20 protein-coding genes and 1 tRNA gene are annotated in these 15712 nt (G+C 61.4%); 16 read left to right on the top strand and 5 right to left on the bottom strand.

The window, feature by feature from the left end:
• Positions 1-115 precede the first annotated feature (115 nt).
• Positions 116-535 (bottom strand): VOC family protein, encoded by a 420-nt coding sequence (locus JQ609_RS26285; RefSeq protein ID WP_212275754.1) that lies wholly within the window; start codon positions 533-535, stop codon positions 116-118.
• A 134-nt stretch (positions 536-669) separates the two neighbouring features.
• On the opposite strand from JQ609_RS26285, the gene JQ609_RS26280 reads away from it, so the two are divergent.
• From JQ609_RS26280 to JQ609_RS26225, 12 genes are all read left to right on the top strand, one after another.
• Positions 670-1647, top strand: a complete 978-nt coding sequence (locus tag JQ609_RS26280; protein WP_212275753.1) for a tripartite tricarboxylate transporter substrate binding protein — start codon at positions 670-672, stop codon at positions 1645-1647.
• Positions 1648-1739: 92 nt separating this feature from the next.
• Positions 1740-1997 (top strand): DUF3551 domain-containing protein, encoded by a 258-nt coding sequence (locus tag JQ609_RS26275; protein WP_212275752.1) that lies wholly within the window; start codon positions 1740-1742, stop codon positions 1995-1997.
• Between the two features lie 58 nt (positions 1998-2055).
• Positions 2056-2523 (top strand): helix-turn-helix transcriptional regulator, encoded by a 468-nt coding sequence (locus JQ609_RS26270; protein ID WP_212275751.1) that lies wholly within the window; start codon positions 2056-2058, stop codon positions 2521-2523.
• Positions 2469-2867 carry an SRPBCC domain-containing protein gene (locus JQ609_RS26265; protein WP_312014898.1) on the top strand — a complete coding sequence of 133 codons (399 nt, stop codon included), beginning with the start codon at positions 2469-2471 and terminating at the stop codon, positions 2865-2867. The genes JQ609_RS26270 and JQ609_RS26265 overlap by 55 nt, the downstream gene beginning before the upstream one ends.
• 22 nt (positions 2868-2889) lie before the next feature.
• Positions 2890-3627 carry a DUF899 domain-containing protein gene (locus JQ609_RS26260; protein ID WP_212275750.1) on the top strand — a complete coding sequence of 246 codons (738 nt, stop codon included), beginning with the start codon at positions 2890-2892 and terminating at the stop codon, positions 3625-3627.
• A gap of 58 nt (positions 3628-3685) precedes the next feature.
• Positions 3686-4048, top strand: coding sequence for a DUF1428 domain-containing protein (locus JQ609_RS26255; RefSeq protein ID WP_212275749.1), 363 nt, complete (start codon positions 3686-3688; stop codon positions 4046-4048).
• Positions 4049-4173: 125 nt separating this feature from the next.
• On the top strand, positions 4174-4791 hold the full coding sequence (locus JQ609_RS26250) for a hypothetical protein (RefSeq protein WP_212207071.1): 618 nt from the start codon (positions 4174-4176) through the stop codon (positions 4789-4791).
• A complete protein-coding gene (locus JQ609_RS26245) occupies positions 4775-5158 on the top strand; it encodes a transcriptional regulator (RefSeq protein WP_409363380.1) in 384 nt (127 codons plus the stop codon). Before JQ609_RS26250 ends, JQ609_RS26245 begins: the two co-directional genes overlap by 17 nt.
• A 32-nt stretch (positions 5159-5190) precedes the next feature.
• Positions 5191-5940 (top strand): di-trans,poly-cis-decaprenylcistransferase, encoded by a 750-nt coding sequence (locus tag JQ609_RS26240; RefSeq protein ID WP_212207073.1) that lies wholly within the window; start codon positions 5191-5193, stop codon positions 5938-5940.
• A gap of 90 nt (positions 5941-6030) precedes the next feature.
• Positions 6031-7557 (top strand): magnesium-protoporphyrin IX monomethyl ester anaerobic oxidative cyclase, encoded by a 1527-nt coding sequence (gene bchE, locus JQ609_RS26235; RefSeq protein ID WP_212275748.1) that lies wholly within the window; start codon positions 6031-6033, stop codon positions 7555-7557.
• Between the two features lie 178 nt (positions 7558-7735).
• Positions 7736-8170 (top strand): aminoacyl-tRNA deacylase, encoded by a 435-nt coding sequence (locus JQ609_RS26230; RefSeq protein WP_312014896.1) that lies wholly within the window; start codon positions 7736-7738, stop codon positions 8168-8170.
• Between the two features lie 169 nt (positions 8171-8339).
• On the top strand, positions 8340-8972 hold the full coding sequence (locus tag JQ609_RS26225; protein WP_212275831.1) for an aspartate/glutamate racemase family protein: 633 nt from the start codon (positions 8340-8342) through the stop codon (positions 8970-8972).
• Positions 8973-8978: 6 nt separating this feature from the next.
• On the opposite strand, the gene JQ609_RS26220 is transcribed toward JQ609_RS26225, so the two are convergent.
• The 3 genes from JQ609_RS26220 to JQ609_RS26210 all read right to left on the bottom strand — a co-directional run bounded on the left by JQ609_RS26220 (position 8979) and on the right by JQ609_RS26210 (position 11337).
• Entirely contained in the window at positions 8979-9353 is a 375-nt protein-coding gene (locus tag JQ609_RS26220; RefSeq protein ID WP_212207075.1) for a hypothetical protein, read from the bottom strand.
• Positions 9354-9415: 62 nt separating this feature from the next.
• Positions 9416-9492, bottom strand: a tRNA-Arg gene (locus JQ609_RS26215).
• A gap of 216 nt (positions 9493-9708) precedes the next feature.
• A complete protein-coding gene (locus JQ609_RS26210) occupies positions 9709-11337 on the bottom strand; it encodes a tetratricopeptide repeat protein (protein WP_212207076.1) in 1629 nt (542 codons plus the stop codon).
• 419 nt (positions 11338-11756) lie between these two features.
• Here JQ609_RS26210 and JQ609_RS26205 point away from each other — a divergent pair, with 419 nt between their 5' ends.
• The 3 genes from JQ609_RS26205 to JQ609_RS26195 all read left to right on the top strand — a co-directional run bounded on the left by JQ609_RS26205 (position 11757) and on the right by JQ609_RS26195 (position 14059).
• Positions 11757-12215, top strand: coding sequence for a hypothetical protein (locus JQ609_RS26205; RefSeq protein ID WP_212275746.1), 459 nt, complete (start codon positions 11757-11759; stop codon positions 12213-12215).
• Between the two features lie 266 nt (positions 12216-12481).
• Positions 12482-13249, top strand: a complete 768-nt coding sequence (locus JQ609_RS26200) for a hypothetical protein (RefSeq protein WP_212207077.1) — start codon at positions 12482-12484, stop codon at positions 13247-13249.
• A gap of 336 nt (positions 13250-13585) precedes the next feature.
• The gene (locus JQ609_RS26195) at positions 13586-14059 is read left to right on the top strand and encodes a universal stress protein (protein WP_192736345.1); all 474 of its coding nucleotides are present in this window, start codon (positions 13586-13588) and stop codon (positions 14057-14059) included.
• Positions 14060-14098: 39 nt separating this feature from the next.
• Here the strand turns inward: JQ609_RS26195 and JQ609_RS26190 are convergent, their stop codons facing one another.
• Positions 14099-14503 carry a YccF domain-containing protein gene (locus tag JQ609_RS26190; RefSeq protein ID WP_211995477.1) on the bottom strand — a complete coding sequence of 135 codons (405 nt, stop codon included), beginning with the start codon at positions 14501-14503 and terminating at the stop codon, positions 14099-14101.
• Between the two features lie 232 nt (positions 14504-14735).
• On the opposite strand from JQ609_RS26190, the gene JQ609_RS26185 reads away from it, so the two are divergent.
• Positions 14736-15712 (top strand): LLM class flavin-dependent oxidoreductase (locus JQ609_RS26185; protein WP_212275744.1); only part of this gene is annotated, 977 nt, incomplete at its 3' end.

Genomic DNA, 15712 nt, shown 5'->3' with positions numbered 1-15712 from the left:
CGTAGAAGCTCGTCATGCCCGGGCTTGTCCCGGGCATCCACGTCTTCACGGTATGGCGGAGAGAAAGACGTCGATGGCCGGGTCAAGCCCGGCCATGACGAAAAAGCAAAACGCCTTACGCCGCACCATCCTCATACGACGATATCTCAATCAAACTCCCGTCCGGATCGCGGCAATACACCGAGCGCAGCGTGCCGCGCGCGCCCTGCTTGGCGACCGGGCCTTCCTCGATCGCGACGCCCTTGGCTTTGAGGTGCGCGACCACCTGGTCCGGCGTGCTCGCGGTCAGGAAGCACAGATCGTCGCTGCCGGCGGTCTCATGATCGGCGGTGAACCACTCGACCTTGTCGGCATCGCGCGGCCGCACGTTGATCTTCTGGTTCCCGAACACCAGCGACGTCCGCGGCGTTTTGCCCGGACCCGGATCGAACACCTTGATCTCCATGCCGAGGATGTTCCGGTACCACTCGGCGGAACGCGCCACGTCGGAGACATTGATGACGAGATGATCGAGCGCACTCACTTTGACGGACATGCCTAATCCTTTGGTCGCGCCTTGAGGGCGTTGCGTCGCACTGGTCGCATGGATGTTTGTTTGTTACAACGCGGCCCTTGCTCAGTTCAATAGAAACGGCCCGGGTGAACCCGGGCCCCCAGGGAGAATAACTCATGATTTCACGCCGTACCGCGATCTGCCTGACGGCAATCGGCCTTTCGATGACCGCTTCGATCGGCACTGCCTTGGCGGCGGATTATCCGACGCGGCCGGTCAAGTGGGTGGTCGGATATCCGCCCGGCGGCGCCACCGACATCATTGCGCGCCTGCTCGGCCAGCGGCTGTCGGAGCGGCTTGGCCAGCAATTCGTGATCGAAAACAAGCCCGGCGCCGGCAACAACATCGCCACCGAATCGGTGATCAACGCCGAACCGGACGGCTACACGCTTCTGCTGGTCAATCCGGCGAACTACATCAACGCGTCTCTGTACGCCAACCTGAAATTCAACGTCGTGCGCGACATCGCGCCGGTCGCGGCGTTCAATCGCGTGCCGAACGTGATGACGGTCAACAATAACGTGCCGGCGAAGACGGTTGCCGAGTTCATCGCCTATGTGAAGGCCAACCCGGGCAAGGTGAATTTGGCGTCCTCGGGCAACGGCACGTCAGTGCATCTGTCCGGCGAAATGTTCATGATGATGTCAGGCGCCAAGATGCAGCACGTGCCCTACCGCGGCGCAGCGCCGGCGATCACCGACCTGCTCGGCGGCCAGGTTCAGGTGATCTTCGACAACATGCCCTCGATCCTGCAGCACATCCGTGCCGGTTCGCTGCGAGCGCTGGCGGTGACCTCGACGGTGCGGTCCGGGCTGCTGCCTGACGTGCCGGTGCTTGCCGATACCATTCCCGGCTACGAGGCGAGCGCGCTGTTCGGCATGGGCGCTCCGAAGAACACGCCCAAGGAAATCATCGAGAAGCTGAACAAGGAAGTGAACGCGGTGCTGGCGGAGCCCGCGATCAAGGCGAAGCTGGTCGACCTCGGCGGTGAGCCGCTGATCGGGCCGCCTGATGCGTTCGGCAAGATGATCGTGGAAGAAACCGAGAAGTGGAAGAAAGTGATCGACAGCGCCAATATCGAGAAGGTGCAGTAGCGCGTCTCTCGGGAACCTGCTCCGGGTCGCGAGGTTTTGAACCTGAGGCGACCCGGCGACGCGGTATGGTTGCCGCGTAGGAGGATTCCATCATGCGCAACGCGAAGCTGGCAATGTTGGTTGCGCTGGCGGCGGGATCGGCCACGATGGCTGGCCCGACGCCAGCGGCCGCTTACGATTACCCCTATTGCGTTCAGGGCCGGGGCGTCGGCATTCCCGGCGACTGTTCTTACCAGACCTATCAGCAGTGCATGGCCTCCGCCGCCGGGCGCGGCGTTTATTGCAACGTCAATCCGCGCGCGGCGTTGAACCAGCAGCCGCGGCGCGGCCGGGTCTATCGGGATTATTGATCAGGAAAATCAGCAGCGGGCGCTTGACGCCTGATCTTTTGCATCTATACTAAACCATATGGTTAAGTATTACGAAGACGTCCTGGACCGTACCTTCGCAGCCCTCGCCGATCCGACGAGGCGCGCGCTGGTGGCGCGGCTCGGCGACCGCGAAAGCCTTTCCGTGAGCGAACTGGCGCAGCCCTTTGCGATGTCGCTGCCCGCGATCATGAAGCATCTCGACGTGTTGTCGGATGCCGGCCTGATCGCGCGCGAGAAGACCGGCCGCACCGTGGCGTGCCGGTTGACCGCCAAGCCTATGGAGCAGGCGATGGACTGGTTGAACCGCTACCAGCGCTTCTGGTCCGACAATCTCGACCGTCTTGCAGCTTTTGTGGAGGAAGACCCATGGCCACCCAGTCAAGCATCCAGCCAGATTCTCGCCGCGACGCCGGTATCGCAACCAGCCCAAGCCTCACCCTCAAGCGTCGTATCAATGCGGCGCCGGCGAAAATCTACGCCGCGTGGACCGACCCGGAAAAGCTAGCGGCGTGGTTCGGGCCCGCGAAGGTCAGGGAAGGTTCGGTGCAGGCGGAGACCGATCTGCGCGTCGGCGGCCGCTATCGCATCAGCTTTTACGCCACTGACGGCGAGTATTTTGAAGCCGGCGGCGTCTACCGCGAAATCGTACCGAACGAGCTGCTGGTGATGAGCTGGGCCTGGCACTCGACGCCGGAACGCGAATCGCAACTCACTATCTCGCTGAAGCCGGACGGCGCCGGCACGCTGTTGACGCTGCATCACGAGCAGTTCTTCAATGAGGCCGCGCGCGACGGCCATGAGAAGGGCTGGACCGAACTGCTCGGCAAGCTCGAACAATTCGTCAGCTGAACGCTCAACACAGGAGCTGCCCATGCAGCCGCATAATGTCGTCTCGCGCGAAGCTTGGATCGCCGCGCGCAAAGCCCATCTCGTGCATGAGAAGGAACTGACGCAGGCGCGCGAGCGCCTGAGCGAGGAACGTCGCGCGTTGCCCTGGGTCAAGGTCGACAAGGACTATGCGTTCGACGGGCCCGGCGGCAAGGTAACGCTGGCCGAGCTGTTCAGGGGGCGCCGCCAGCTCGTGGTGCAGCATTTCATGTTTGCGCCGGACTGGAACGAAGGTTGCAAGCACTGCTCGTTCTGGGCTGATGGATTTGAGCGCATGATTCCGCATCTCGCCGCGCGCGACGCCACGCTGGTCGCGATTTCGCGGGCGCCGGTTGAAAAGCTTGCCGCGTTTCAGACGCGGATGGGCTGGACCTTCGACTGGCTGTCGTCGGGGAATAACGATTTCAACTACGATTATGAGGTGTCGTTCACGCCGGAGGCGCTCAACTCAGGCGAAGACAAGTACAATTTCGGAACCACCCGCATCGGCATGGAGGAAGCGCCCGGCATCAGTGTGTTCTATCGCGACGAGGCCGGGACTATCTTCCATACCTATTCCTGCTTCGCGCGCGGCCTCGACATGATGAACGCTGCCTATCATTATCTCGACCTGACGCCGCTCGGTCGTCACGAGGAGGATCTGCCCTATCCGATGGACTGGGTGCGGCTACGTGACCATTACACACCGGCGCCGGTTCAGGCATCCTGCTGTCACTCCTAACATAAGTCGTCGCTTGCGCTCCCTGCAGTGACGCGAACAAGCAGAGGGAACAAAACCCATGGCCTATGTCGACGGATTCATCGTCGCAGTTCCAAAGAAGAACATCGCGGCCTATCGCAAGATGTCCACCAAGGCCGGCAAGATCTGGCGCGAATACGGCGCGCTGGATTACCGCGAATGGGTTGCGGACGACGTCAAGGTCGGCAAGCTCACCTCGTTTCCGCGCAGCGTCAAACAGAAGCCGGGCGAGACCGTGGTGTTCGCCTGGATCACCTACAAATCGCGCGCGCAGCGCGACAAGATCAATGCCAAGGTGATGGCGGATCCCAGGCTCAAATCATCGATGGGCGATATGAAGTCGATGCCGTTCGACGCCAAGCGGATGATCTATGGCGGCTTCGAGAGCCTGGTGAAGGTCTGAAGCCGCCGCCAGGCGTCACACGCTAATAAGCTGTTGAGGTAATCACGCAATCGCAGGCCTCGCGCATCGCCCTTGCATTTACTTTGTGATCCGGTATACTTTGCGATACAAAGTAAGGGTAAGCGATGCGCGACCTCGACAAGGCGTTGGCCGATATCCTGGCGATCCGCAGCCAGATTGCGGCCGGCACCGCGTTTCGCGGCTATGGTCCGGCAACGGTTGCCGCCACCGGCGGCATCGCCTTGCTCACGGCGATCCTGCAATTCCTCTGGCTCAACGATCCGACCGGGCAGCCGGTCATGTTCTTTGCCGGTTGGGCGGCCGCCGCGCTGTTCTCCGGCGCGCTGATCTGGTTCGAGATGCTGGCGCGCTCGCGCCGGCATCATTCGGGCCTCGCCGACGCCATGATCCAGCAGGCGTTCGAGCAATTTCTCCCGCCCGGTGTCGCCGGCCTGTTGCTGGGGATCATGCTGTGGAAGTTCGCGCCCGAAACGCTGTGGATGCTGCCGGGACTGTGCCAGGTGCTGGTCAGCCTTGGCGTGTTCGCCTCGGTGCGCACATTGCCGCGCAGCATCGCCTTCGGCGGTGCCTGGTATTTCCTGTCGGGCTTTACTGTCCTGCTGCTCGCCAGCCAAGACCATCTGCTGTCGCCCTGGATGATGGGCGTGCCATTCGCGGTCGGGCAGCTCCTGATGGCCGCACTGCTGCATTTTGCGTCCGGAGAGAATGATGCCGAAGACTGAAGCCAACAACGCGCCGTTCTCCTACGACGGGCTCGATCGCGTGATCCACGAGAAAGCGCGGCTCGGGCTCCTGACCTCGCTGATGGCCCACCCGAAGGGCTTGGCCTTCGCCGACCTCAAGCAACTCTGCGGCCTCACCGACGGCAATCTCTCGAGGCATCTGCAGGTTCTGCAGGAGGCTGGCCTAGTGGAGGTCACCAAGGGGTATGAAGGCAACCGTCCCCACACCACCTGCCGCCTGACCAAGAGCGGCCGCCGCCGTTTCCTCGACTATCTCGCCGTGCTGGAGCGTCTGGTGCGCGACGCCGCCAAGGCCGCGGGCAAGGAAGACATCGCCATCGCCCGGCTCGGCATCCTGCCGGTCTGACGCCATCCCCTTTTTTGATCGGAGACTTTGTGATGCAAAGTAATCTCTCGCCCAAACTTGAAGCCACGCAAGACGCGGCGCGGCTGCATGTCGGCATCATCATGGATGGCAATGGCCGATGGGCAACGCGGCGCGGGCTGTCGCGGTTGCGCGGCCACGAGGCCGGCGTCGAAGCGATCCGGCGCGTGGTCGAGGCGGCGCCAGGGCAGGGCGTCGGTGCGCTGACGCTGTATGCTTTTTCCAGCGACAATTGGCGTCGACCGAAGACCGAAGTCTCTGCGCTGATGGCGCTGTTGCGATTCTATCTCGCCAACGAGGTCGAGGCGCTGGTCCGCAACGGCGTCCGTCTCACCGTGATCGGACGCCGCGATCGCATTCCCGAAGGCATCGCCCATGCCATCACCCGCGCGGAAGCGGCCACCGCCGCCGGCGATGCGTTGCATCTGCGCATCGCGGTCGATTACTCGGCCCGCGACGCCATCCTCAACGCCGCAACGCGCGCGGCCGGCATTGTCGATCTCACCCGCGAGCGGCTCGCCGAACTCATCACCGGGGAAAAAAACCTTCGCGACGTCGACCTCATCATCCGCACCAGCGGAGAAAAGCGGTTGTCGGACTTTCTGCTCTGGGAAGGCGCCTACGCCGAGCTGCACTTCACCGAACGGATGTGGCCGGAATTCGAGGCGCAGGATCTTGCCGAAGCCCTCGGCGCGTTCCATCGCCGCGAACGCCGCTTCGGCGGCCTGCAGGCGATCGCACCGGAAGAGGTGCCGAGCCTCTAATTCCCTTACCAGGCGCCGGCCCGGGGGGGCCGGGCTCTTTCACGACATGCGGGGACGAACGATGACGCCAACAGAGCGGAGCGACGTCCCATGCGTATTCTTCTCGTCAACGTGCCGCATCCTTCGATCGGCAGCCGGATCCCCGATGACCATTTGCCGCCGCTCGGCCTGCTGTCGATCGGCGGCCCCCTGATCGACGACGGCCACGAGGTTCGCCTGCTCGATGGCGAGTTCGGCCCGATGCTGGAACAAGCAATCACAGCGGAGGCGCTGACATTCGCGCCGGACGCCGTGCTGTTCGGCCATTCCGGCTCGACCTCGGGCCATCCCGTCATCACCGAGATCGCGCAGGCAATCGTGCGCGCTATGCCCAATGTTCTGATCGTCTATGGCGGCGTGTTCCCGACCTATCATTGGCGCGAGGTGTTGCGCGATGAGCCCTATGTCACCGCGATCGTGCGCGGCGAGGGCGAGGAGACCGCACGGCGACTGATGCGTGCGCTCGAATATGGCCACGATCTCGGCACTATCGCGGGCATCGCTTTCCGCGACGGCAACGATATCAGCGCCACTCAGCCTGCGCCCGTGATCCGCGATCTCGATGCCTACCGGGTCGGCTGGGAACTGATCGATCACGCGCGGTACAGCTACTGGGGCGGCCTGCGCGCCGTGGTGGTGCAGTTTTCGCGCGGCTGTCCGCATCTGTGCAATTATTGCGGCCAGCGCGGCTTCTGGACCCGCTGGCGCCACCGCGATCCCGTCCGGTTCGCGAAAGAGCTGGCGCGCCTGCATCGCGAGCACGGCGTCAAGGTCATCAACTTCGCCGACGAGAATCCGACGGTGTCGAAGAAGGCATGGCGCGCCTTCCTCGAGGCGCTGATCGCGGAGAACGTCGATCTGATCCTGGTCGGCTCGACCCGCGCCGACGACATCGTGCGCGACGCCGATATTCTTCACCTCTACAAGAAGGCAGGCTGGCAGCGCTTCCTGCTCGGCATGGAGAACACCGACGAGAAGACGCTCGAACTGATCCGCAAGGGGGCGACCACCACCACCGATCGGGAAGCGATCCGTCTGATGCGCCAGCACGGCATCCTGTCGATGGCGACGTGGGTGGTCGGCTTCGAGGAGGAGACCGATCGCGATCATTGGCGTGGGTTGCGGCAGTTGTTGTCGTATGATCCCGACCAGATCCAGATGCTCTACGTCACGCCGCACCGCTGGACGCCGTATTTCCGGCTCGCGGCCGATCGCCGCGTGATCCAGACCGACCGACGCCGCTGGGATTACAAGCATCAGGTGCTGGCGACGCGCAATATGGCGCCGTGGCGCGTGCTGCTCTGGTTCAAGTTCACCGAAATGATGCTGCAATGCCGCCCGAAGGCGATCCTGCGCGTCCTGTTCCATCGCGACGCCGGCCTGCGGCACGCGATGCGCTGGTACACGCAGATGGGGCGCCGGGTCTGGCCGCACGAGATCTGGGGATTCCTGCTCGACATCAGGCTCAAGGATGGACCAACGGTGTCGGAGTTCTGGGGCGCGGCGCAGGACGGTGAGGAAGAGTCGATGTCGGCAGCGCGGCCCGAACGCCGCGTCGGCGCGCGCAAGGCTGCGTGAACGCCCGCGCATGCCGCCCCGCGGAATTGCAGAGGCGGCGGCTTGCGAAAGCATGCGTAAGCCCTTCTCAAGGCTGCGGATAACTGGTCGCGGTTGCTGGACGGGCGCCTCAACGAGAAAATACGGTCGCCTCCGATCGCACAGAACAAAAAGAACCGTCGCGGTTCGAGGCGTTGGCGTGAGTATACAGGTTGCTATTCTGAAGGTCTTGGCCAGTCACGGCAGCGGCCGGGCCACGCTTGCTTCACTCAAGCGAGACATCGTCATTCTCTCCGCCAGCGGCCCGGACTGGAACGCGCGCATCAAACGCCTGGCCCGACGCGTTCCGGCGATCGACATCTTTGGCGCCGGCTATGTGCTGCGTGACGACGAGGGATGGCAGATCACGTCAGCGGGCCGCGATTTTCTCGCGGCGCTCGAAGCCGTGAGTCAGGATAACCAGCCGGCCGAAACGGATTTGCCTGCATCGCCCGCAGCCGATGATGCCGGGCGTCGTCAAGATGCCCTCATCGTCGTCGGTCACCGTTTCAAGAACCGGATCCGCAGGGATCGCGATCCCGCCCGGCTACAACGCGATCAGCGCCGGCGCCCGCGCCACGATTCAAGCGTGTGACCGCGGCGGCAAGTGCCGGCGCCGTCAGTCCGTTGTTCAGCGCCAGATCGCCGGGGTTCCCGGCAAGGTCGAATCGGCGTGAATCGCCTCCCGCCTGGTGCTGGCGGGTGCGGTGACAATGGCGGCGCACCGGGTTGACACCGATCGCGCCGCCGCCACACTGATCAGCATGCGCATTACCCTCATCCACGCCCTGAAACACTCGATCGTGCCGATCGAGGCCTCGTTTGCAAAACTTTGGCCCGACGCGCGGCTGATGAATTTGCTGGACGACAGCCTGTCGGCCGATCTGGCGCGCGATGGCGGGCTCACCGAGGCCATGACCGGGCGCTTCCTGCAACTTGGGCGCTACGCGGCGGGCACCGGTTCGGATGCGATCCTGTTTACCTGTTCCGCCTTCGGTCCGTGCATCGAAGCGGTGGCACGCGCGCATGCGCCGATGCCGGTGCTCAAGCCGAACGAGGCGATGATCGAGCAGGCTGTCACCAGGGGCCGCAAAATCGGCCTGCTGTCCTCGTTCCCGCCGACGCTGGTGTCGATGCCGCGGGAATTTCCGGCTTCGATCGAGCTGGTGCCGAAACTGGCTGATGGTGCCATGGCCGCCCTCGACCGCGGCGATCGCGCCACGCATGATCGTCTGGTGGTGGAGGCGTCCAGGGACCTGCGTGATTGCGACCTGATCGCGCTGGCGCAATACAGCATGGCGCCCGCCGCCGAGATGGTCGCGAAAGCCTCGGGCCGGCCGGTCGTCACAACGCCCGACAGCGCGGTGCTGAAGCTGAAGGAAATACTGCGCGGCTAGCCGCGCTCAGGCCTTTTTCTTGGCGGCCTTCTTGGTCTTCTTCGCGGCCTTCGCAGGCTGCCTCTCGACCTTCTTCTCGGCCTGCTTCTCGGTTTTCTTGGCGAGCTTCATCGCCGCGATTTCTTCCGCCGCGTATTTAACCGCCCGCGCGTAGCTGTCGGCGGCATTGTCGGCGGAGTTCTGCAGCCGTTTCGCCGCCGCCGTGCCATGCAGCATCGCGCTTTGGGCGAGCAGCTTGAACCGCGCCTTGGCTTCCTTGTCCTTGGCCGAGGCGGCCTTGGCCATAAACAGGCCCTGCCGCTTTTTGGCGGCGGCCATCAGGCTCTTGTTCTGTGCTTTGGCGAGTTGCCGGATTACGGCGTCTAGATCAGCTTCAGCCATTCCGGGTCACTCATCACTCCGCTGCGTGACCCCGGGGGACAGGATATTGGGGTGCACTTTATTGGCGCACCCGACACGATTCGAACGTGTGACCTTTGCCTTCGGAGGGCAACGCTCTATCCAGCTGAGCTACGGGTGCAGTGGGGCTTCATTTAGCCGATTGGTCTGGTGACGGCAACGGCCTTTGGGGCTATTTCGGGAAGCAAGCCCCTAAGGCAACCGTTCATCGAATGGTGCCGGGACCGCGAGCGCGCGTCAAACCGACCGGGACCGTGGCGGGTCAATTATCCGGTTCTTGGATATTCCAGTGGCTCATTGGGCGCGGATGGCCGGTGCGTTGCAGCGCGATTTGGATCTATCTCGCCTTGAAATAGAAGCCCTGCGCCGACAATTGCCCATACGTAAAAGGTTCCTGCTTCTTTCCCGTGCTTGTGTAAACGTCATCATGGACCATACGAAACAATTGGGCGATCTCCAGTCCGGGAGCATCCATTCGTCGAATGAGAGAAGTCGTAAACGGGCTGTTTTCCCCTGCGCCATCTGTCGCGAGATGACCGTGCTTGGTCGCGAATGCGACGAGTGTTCCGCTTTCGGGCTCGATCCTCGCTAAACCCCTCCCCACGGAAAGTGACTTCTTTTCAGCAAACGGATTTTCCCGGCATGCATCCAGGACCACAAGGCGCATTTTATCAGCCGAGCTGACGGCGTTGAGGATTTGATCGAGGGCCACGCTTTCCTTTGGAATGTCGGCGTCCGTTTCAAACTTTGCATCAACGGGAACAAGATAATTGCTGCCATCGAGCTCAATCCCATGTCCTGCAAAATAAATGACGGCCCAGTTGGCATTCTTGCTGTCATTGGAAAAAGCCTGCAGCGCGGCCGAAAGCGTCTCCCGGCTTGCGTCGGTCAACAACTTCACGCTCTGGAAGCCTGATTTTCCAAGCGCATCCGCCACGAGTTCCGCGTCCCGTTTCGGATTCGCGAGCGAATCGAAACTTTCGTATTTGGAATTGCCGATTACCAAAGCGATGCGGCCACCCGCCCGCTCATTGGATGGACGCGTCGCACCGAGCTTCGTATCGATCCGCTCGAGGCCTGCCACAGCTACAGGATGCGATGGGGCGATGCTGAGTGCAGCCTGAAGGTCAGTACGCGCCTTCTCCAGCTCTCGCGAGCGTTCGAACGCGGAAGCGCGTTGAAGCAAAGCCGTCATGTTTTTTGGTTCTAATTTGAGCGCTTCATCAAAGTCCGCTATCGCCGCCGGCAAATTGCCAACGGCAAGGTAGGATCGGCCGCGATTTACGTAGGGCCTCGAGAACTTGGAAATGAGTTTGATCGATTCATTCAAGTCAGCAATTGCTCGATCATATTCGCCAAGGCTGAAATGGCTGAAGCCTCTTCCGCTAAGGCTCGGCACGTGTCGCGGAGCGAGCGCGAGGGCCTTGTTGAATGCCAACAAGGCTTTCTCGTATTCCTGTTGCTTGTTGTAGACGCCGCCGATTCCCCCGTGGGCCACTGCAAAGTCCGGATTCAATTTCAAAGCTTTGTTGAGTTCTGTAAGAGCTCTCTCCTGCTCTCCCATATCCGAGTAGACCAAGCCTCGAAAAGCGTAAGGCCCAGGCGCGCCGGCATCAATTTCTCCGGCAGCGTTCAGGTCGGCCAGCGCCTTTCCATTATCCCTCAACAAGAAAAAGGCGTATCCGCGCTGGACGAGCGCGAGCACGTTTCGAGGATCGAGCCGCAACGCCTCGTTCAGATCTGGCATGGCTTCGCTGAACTGTCCCATTCGGCTCTTGGCCGTGCCGCGCCAGGCGAACGCAAATGCAAACTGGGGATCCTGTTTGACCGCCTGATCAAGCTCGGTGATTGCCGCCGCAAACTTTCCTTGTTCGATGAGCGCTCTCGCCCGACCGACAGCCGGCCCTGCTGCTGAGCGCTTTTGTCCTGGAGGAGAGCCGTGTGGTCGTCCTGCCGCATTGCCCATAGCGGCTTGAACGCATGCTCTGACCTTTGGGGTTGCGAGAGCTCGGCATGATTCAAGGTTTCCACCCGCTCTCATGCACGGCATTACGATTGGTCTCCCAACCGTTTCTCGGCACCTTTGGAGCGCTGGATTCCCCGATTGTGAAAGAGCGGGATTGGCAAACATTGTTACCAATGCAAGAATTGAAAAAGCGATTGCGCGAGAAAAAACTTCTATCAAACGATTATTGTTGGCCGACATGGTGTGTCCACCTCTTACAACCGCAAATATAAGACCAATGCTATCAGCTTCTTCTCAAAGGCGCGCGCGACAATCCTTACGGCGGTAGTGTTATGATACCCGTGGGGGCCGTACGGGAACCGGCTCCTTCGACGCTAGTCGATCAGCGACCGGAGAAAGGTTTGGAAATGCCTTGTCAGATGACCCTGCGAGCTGCGCTTGCCGCTGCCGCAATGGCAAGTTGCCTTGTGGCGATGACGGGGCAGCCAAGTTTCGCCAAGACCGTAATTGTCACGGAGGAAGAAGCGAAGTTGCCCCCTCCGAAAGAAATGCCCCCTCCGTCTGACCGCGGCATTACGCGCGGACCGAAGATCGAGCTTGATATGGAAGACAAGGCTGCGCTTCGCGCGCCCATGCATCTAAAGTTGAAATTTAGAGCGTTCGGCGGTTCGGCCATTGACCTGGATGCATTTCGGGCAACGTATATCAAGAATCCAACAGTTGACCTGACCCCTCGAATTAGGCCCTTCGCTCAACAATCGGGCATAGACATTCCTGACGCACAGCTGCCGCCGGGCGAGCACTTTATACAGTTTGGGATCAAAGACTCGGAGGGCCGTGCGTTCTCCAAAATCATCAAGCTCAAGGTCATGCCCTGACGGGCGCAGGGAACGTATCGGCTTCGTGGCTACATTTGAATTCAACATTCGAATTGGATGAAAATGAATTGTCCATATTGCGCGTCCGAAATTGAGCCTGCCGTTCTTGTTTGCAGCTCCTGCTCTCGTGACGTCGGCGTGCCGGCGTCGCTGATCGCGGAACGAGATGACCTCGTACGAAAAATAGATGGCGCGCGCGACGAGCTTTTCAGGATGAGGGAAGAAATTGACTCCCTTGTGCGTGCCAAGAAGCGTAGCCGAAGCTGATGGAATGTCCCTTCTGCGCCGAAACCGTCAAACACGAAGCGATCGCCTGCAGGCATTGCTCGCGAGATCTTCGAATCGTTCGCCCGGTACTCCTGGAAATTCAGGAACTCGTCTTCGAGTTTGACAAGTTGCAGCAAGAGCTTGATCGAACGGGCGCCAAGCTCGACCGAATCAAGCATCCTGTTCGCTGCTTTGTTACCTATTCAGTTCTATATATCCTTGCCCCGGTCTTCTTGCTGGTTGTCTCTCATGTCCTTGTAACGATCGTATTCAACATCCAACCAATCTATTTGCGCCTGGCGTCCGTCATCATTCCTGTTCCTTTTGGTTTTCTCGCCTATACGATAAGTCGGCTGGGACTACGTGGAGCATTCCCGTTAGGAATACTCGCTGCGGCGGTCAGCGTCGTCCTTATGCTTGTCATAACGGGTGTCAACGACGGCGTACCCATTCTTCCAGCTTCGCAAGTGGAGTGGCGTGAAGTTGCGGAATATATGGCCAGCATCTGCCTGGCATTCGTCACCGGAAACATCTTGAGTGTTTTGGTGTTCCAGGTGCTGCCAAACACGTTGTCGCGTGGTGGCCGTCCAAACCCAGCCGCATTCAGGCTTGCTCGCCTTCTCGGGCCTCATGTTGGGGAGGAGCAGCTTCGTCGAAGAGCGCGTCTCATGCAGGATTTATTGCGGACCGTCGGGCCTCTCGCCGGTGCGGCTGCTACTGCAATTGGATCAATCTATGCCGGATTGAAAGGTGTAGTCGGACATTGATTGCCCCGGAGAGGCTACCAATTTCCGATTGTCCAGCCGGCCGCCGGCGGGTCCCGCCAAACCTGCCCCGGGTGTTCTTCTGATCCGAAATGATGTGCCGCCCCGCAACAGGCGCCGTTTCCTGAGGGAGTATCCGGCTCGCCGATCCAGCTTCGGATGACAAGCCTCTATCCAGCCGAGCTGCGGGTGCACGGGAGTCGGCGCCTTGCGGAGACCGGCTGAGACTAAGGTGGCAGGGGGCGGAGCCTCATCGCCCGTCAAAAATCCTGATCCGTTCCGCCGGATTGGTGCTAGTCTTGGTCTGTTGATCTTCTCGACCATCGATGGGGACGTCCGATGTATAAGAAGGTTCTGCTGGCCTATGACGGGTCCGTTGAGGGCCGGCGCGCCCTGCGGGAGGGCGCCAAGCTCGCGCAAATGTGCCGTGCCGAGGTCTTCCTGCTGGCGGTTGTCGAGGTTTCCTCGATCATGACGCCGGAGGCCGGGCTTACCATTCCGATCGAGCTGCAAACCGAAGACTACAAGGCGATCCTGGCCGAAGGCACCGAGCGGCTGAAGGCGGTGGGCTTTACGCCGACCTCGCGGCTGGAGGTGGGGGATGCCGGGCAAAAGATCGCGGAAGTGGCCGAGGAAATCGGCGCGCATCTCGTGGTCGTCGGGCATCGTCCGCAAGGGCCGCTGGCGCGCTGGTTCGGTTCCGTCGGCAGCTATCTGGTCAAGCGGCTGCGCTGCAGCGTGCTGGTCGCCCAGACCGAGATCAGCGACGATGAATTCGAGCGGCTGAAGCCGCCGGCCGAGACCGCGGCTTAAGATTAGGCTTGCACCGCGCCGGATCGATCGGAGAGATCGTTACGCCGGAACGATGATCTTGCCGATCGGCCATAGGGCGATGCCGGCCAGTTTGAGGTGTGCCCAGGCGAAGGGAATGCCGATGATGGTCACGGCCAGCACGACCGCCGTGACGACATGCGCGAGCGCCAGCCACCATCCCGCCAGCACCAGCCAGATGATGTTGCCGACGACGCCGAGCGGTCCGGTGCCGATATCCTCCTCCCCGGTATAGAGGTCGCGCGACACCGCCCTGAACCCGAACGGAAACAGCGTGTAGGCCGCGATATTGAACGCCGCCCGTGCCCAGGGCAGGCCGATGATGGTGATGGCCATGATCACGGCGGCCACCAGCCAGCCGAATGCCATCCACGCGCCGCCAAGCACGATCCAGACAATATTCAGAAGGAGTGAGACCGGTGACATGGGTGCCATCTTTAGCGTGCCGTTGATGTCATGGGTATCAAAAAAGCCATCAGCTGAATTGATTCAAGTCACGATACGTCGTCCGGAACCCGATTGCGGCATGCGCTTGGGAGCTATCTTTTTGTTTGAGCATGATCTTTTCGGAAAAACCGGTGCCCACTTTTCCGGATCATGCTCTAGACTGTTGCGCAACACGAGCCGGATAGACCGGCGTTTGCAGGGAGAAGCGTCGATGCGTCCGCTCGAATTCGGCTGGTATCTGCCCACGCATGGCGACACCACGGCCTATGGGCTGATGGAGGCGCAGGTCGCAGGTTCCCCCGAACTCTGCGATCGCGTGGTGCAGGCGGCGGAAGCGGCCGGGTTCGAATATCTGCTGATCCCGGTGGGCTCGGTGTGCTGGGAGGCGTGGATCACGGGCGCGTTCATGGCGGCACGCTCGTCGACGATCAGGCCGCTGATTGCAGCAAGGCCCGGCTACATCAATCCGGTGCTGCTGGCCAAGATGATCTCGACCTTCGACCAGATGTCAGGCGGGCGCATCTGCATCAATTTGATTGCGGGCCAGAACGAGAGCGAGGTCGAAGGCGAGGGCGTGCGTTACGCCAAGGAGGAGCGCTACGCGCTGATGGAGGAAGAGGTCTCGATCCTCAAGGCGCTATGGACCACGCGCGGCCCGGTGACGTTCGAAGGCAAGTTCCACAAACTGTCGGGCGCGCATATCAGGCCGCGTCCGCTGCAGCAGCCGTTTCCAAAATTCTATCTCGGCGGCGGCTCGCGCCAGGCCTGGGAATTGTCGGCGAAACATTCCGATGTGCATCTGTTCTGGGGCGATCTGCCGGAGCGGATCGCCGGCAATATCGCCGAGATCAGGCAGATGGCCCGCGCCCATGACCGCGAGAACGACATCGGCTTCGGCATGCGGCTGCAGGTGATCTGCCGTGAAAACGAAGCGGACGCCTGGGAGGCCGCGGATCAACTGGTGCGTCATGCCACCGAACGGCAGAAGCAGGAGATGAAGACGCTCTACAATAAATCAGAGGCGAACCTGCGCGTGCAGCAGCTTGCCCGCGAACATGGCGACCTGCTGCTGCCGCATCTATGGACCGGCATCACCAAGGTTCGCCCGGGTGCCGGCATCGCCGTCGTCGGCAATCCCGCGCAATGCGCGGATACGCTGCAGCAATTCATCGATGCTGGCTGCCATTC

Origin of the sequence: Bradyrhizobium sp. AUGA SZCCT0169, assembly GCF_018130085.1 — a bacterium.
Taxonomy (GTDB): Bacteria; Pseudomonadota; Alphaproteobacteria; order Rhizobiales; family Xanthobacteraceae; genus Bradyrhizobium.
The sequence above is the reverse complement of the archived record's forward strand: the minus strand, read 5'-3'. Positions and strand labels throughout refer to the sequence as shown.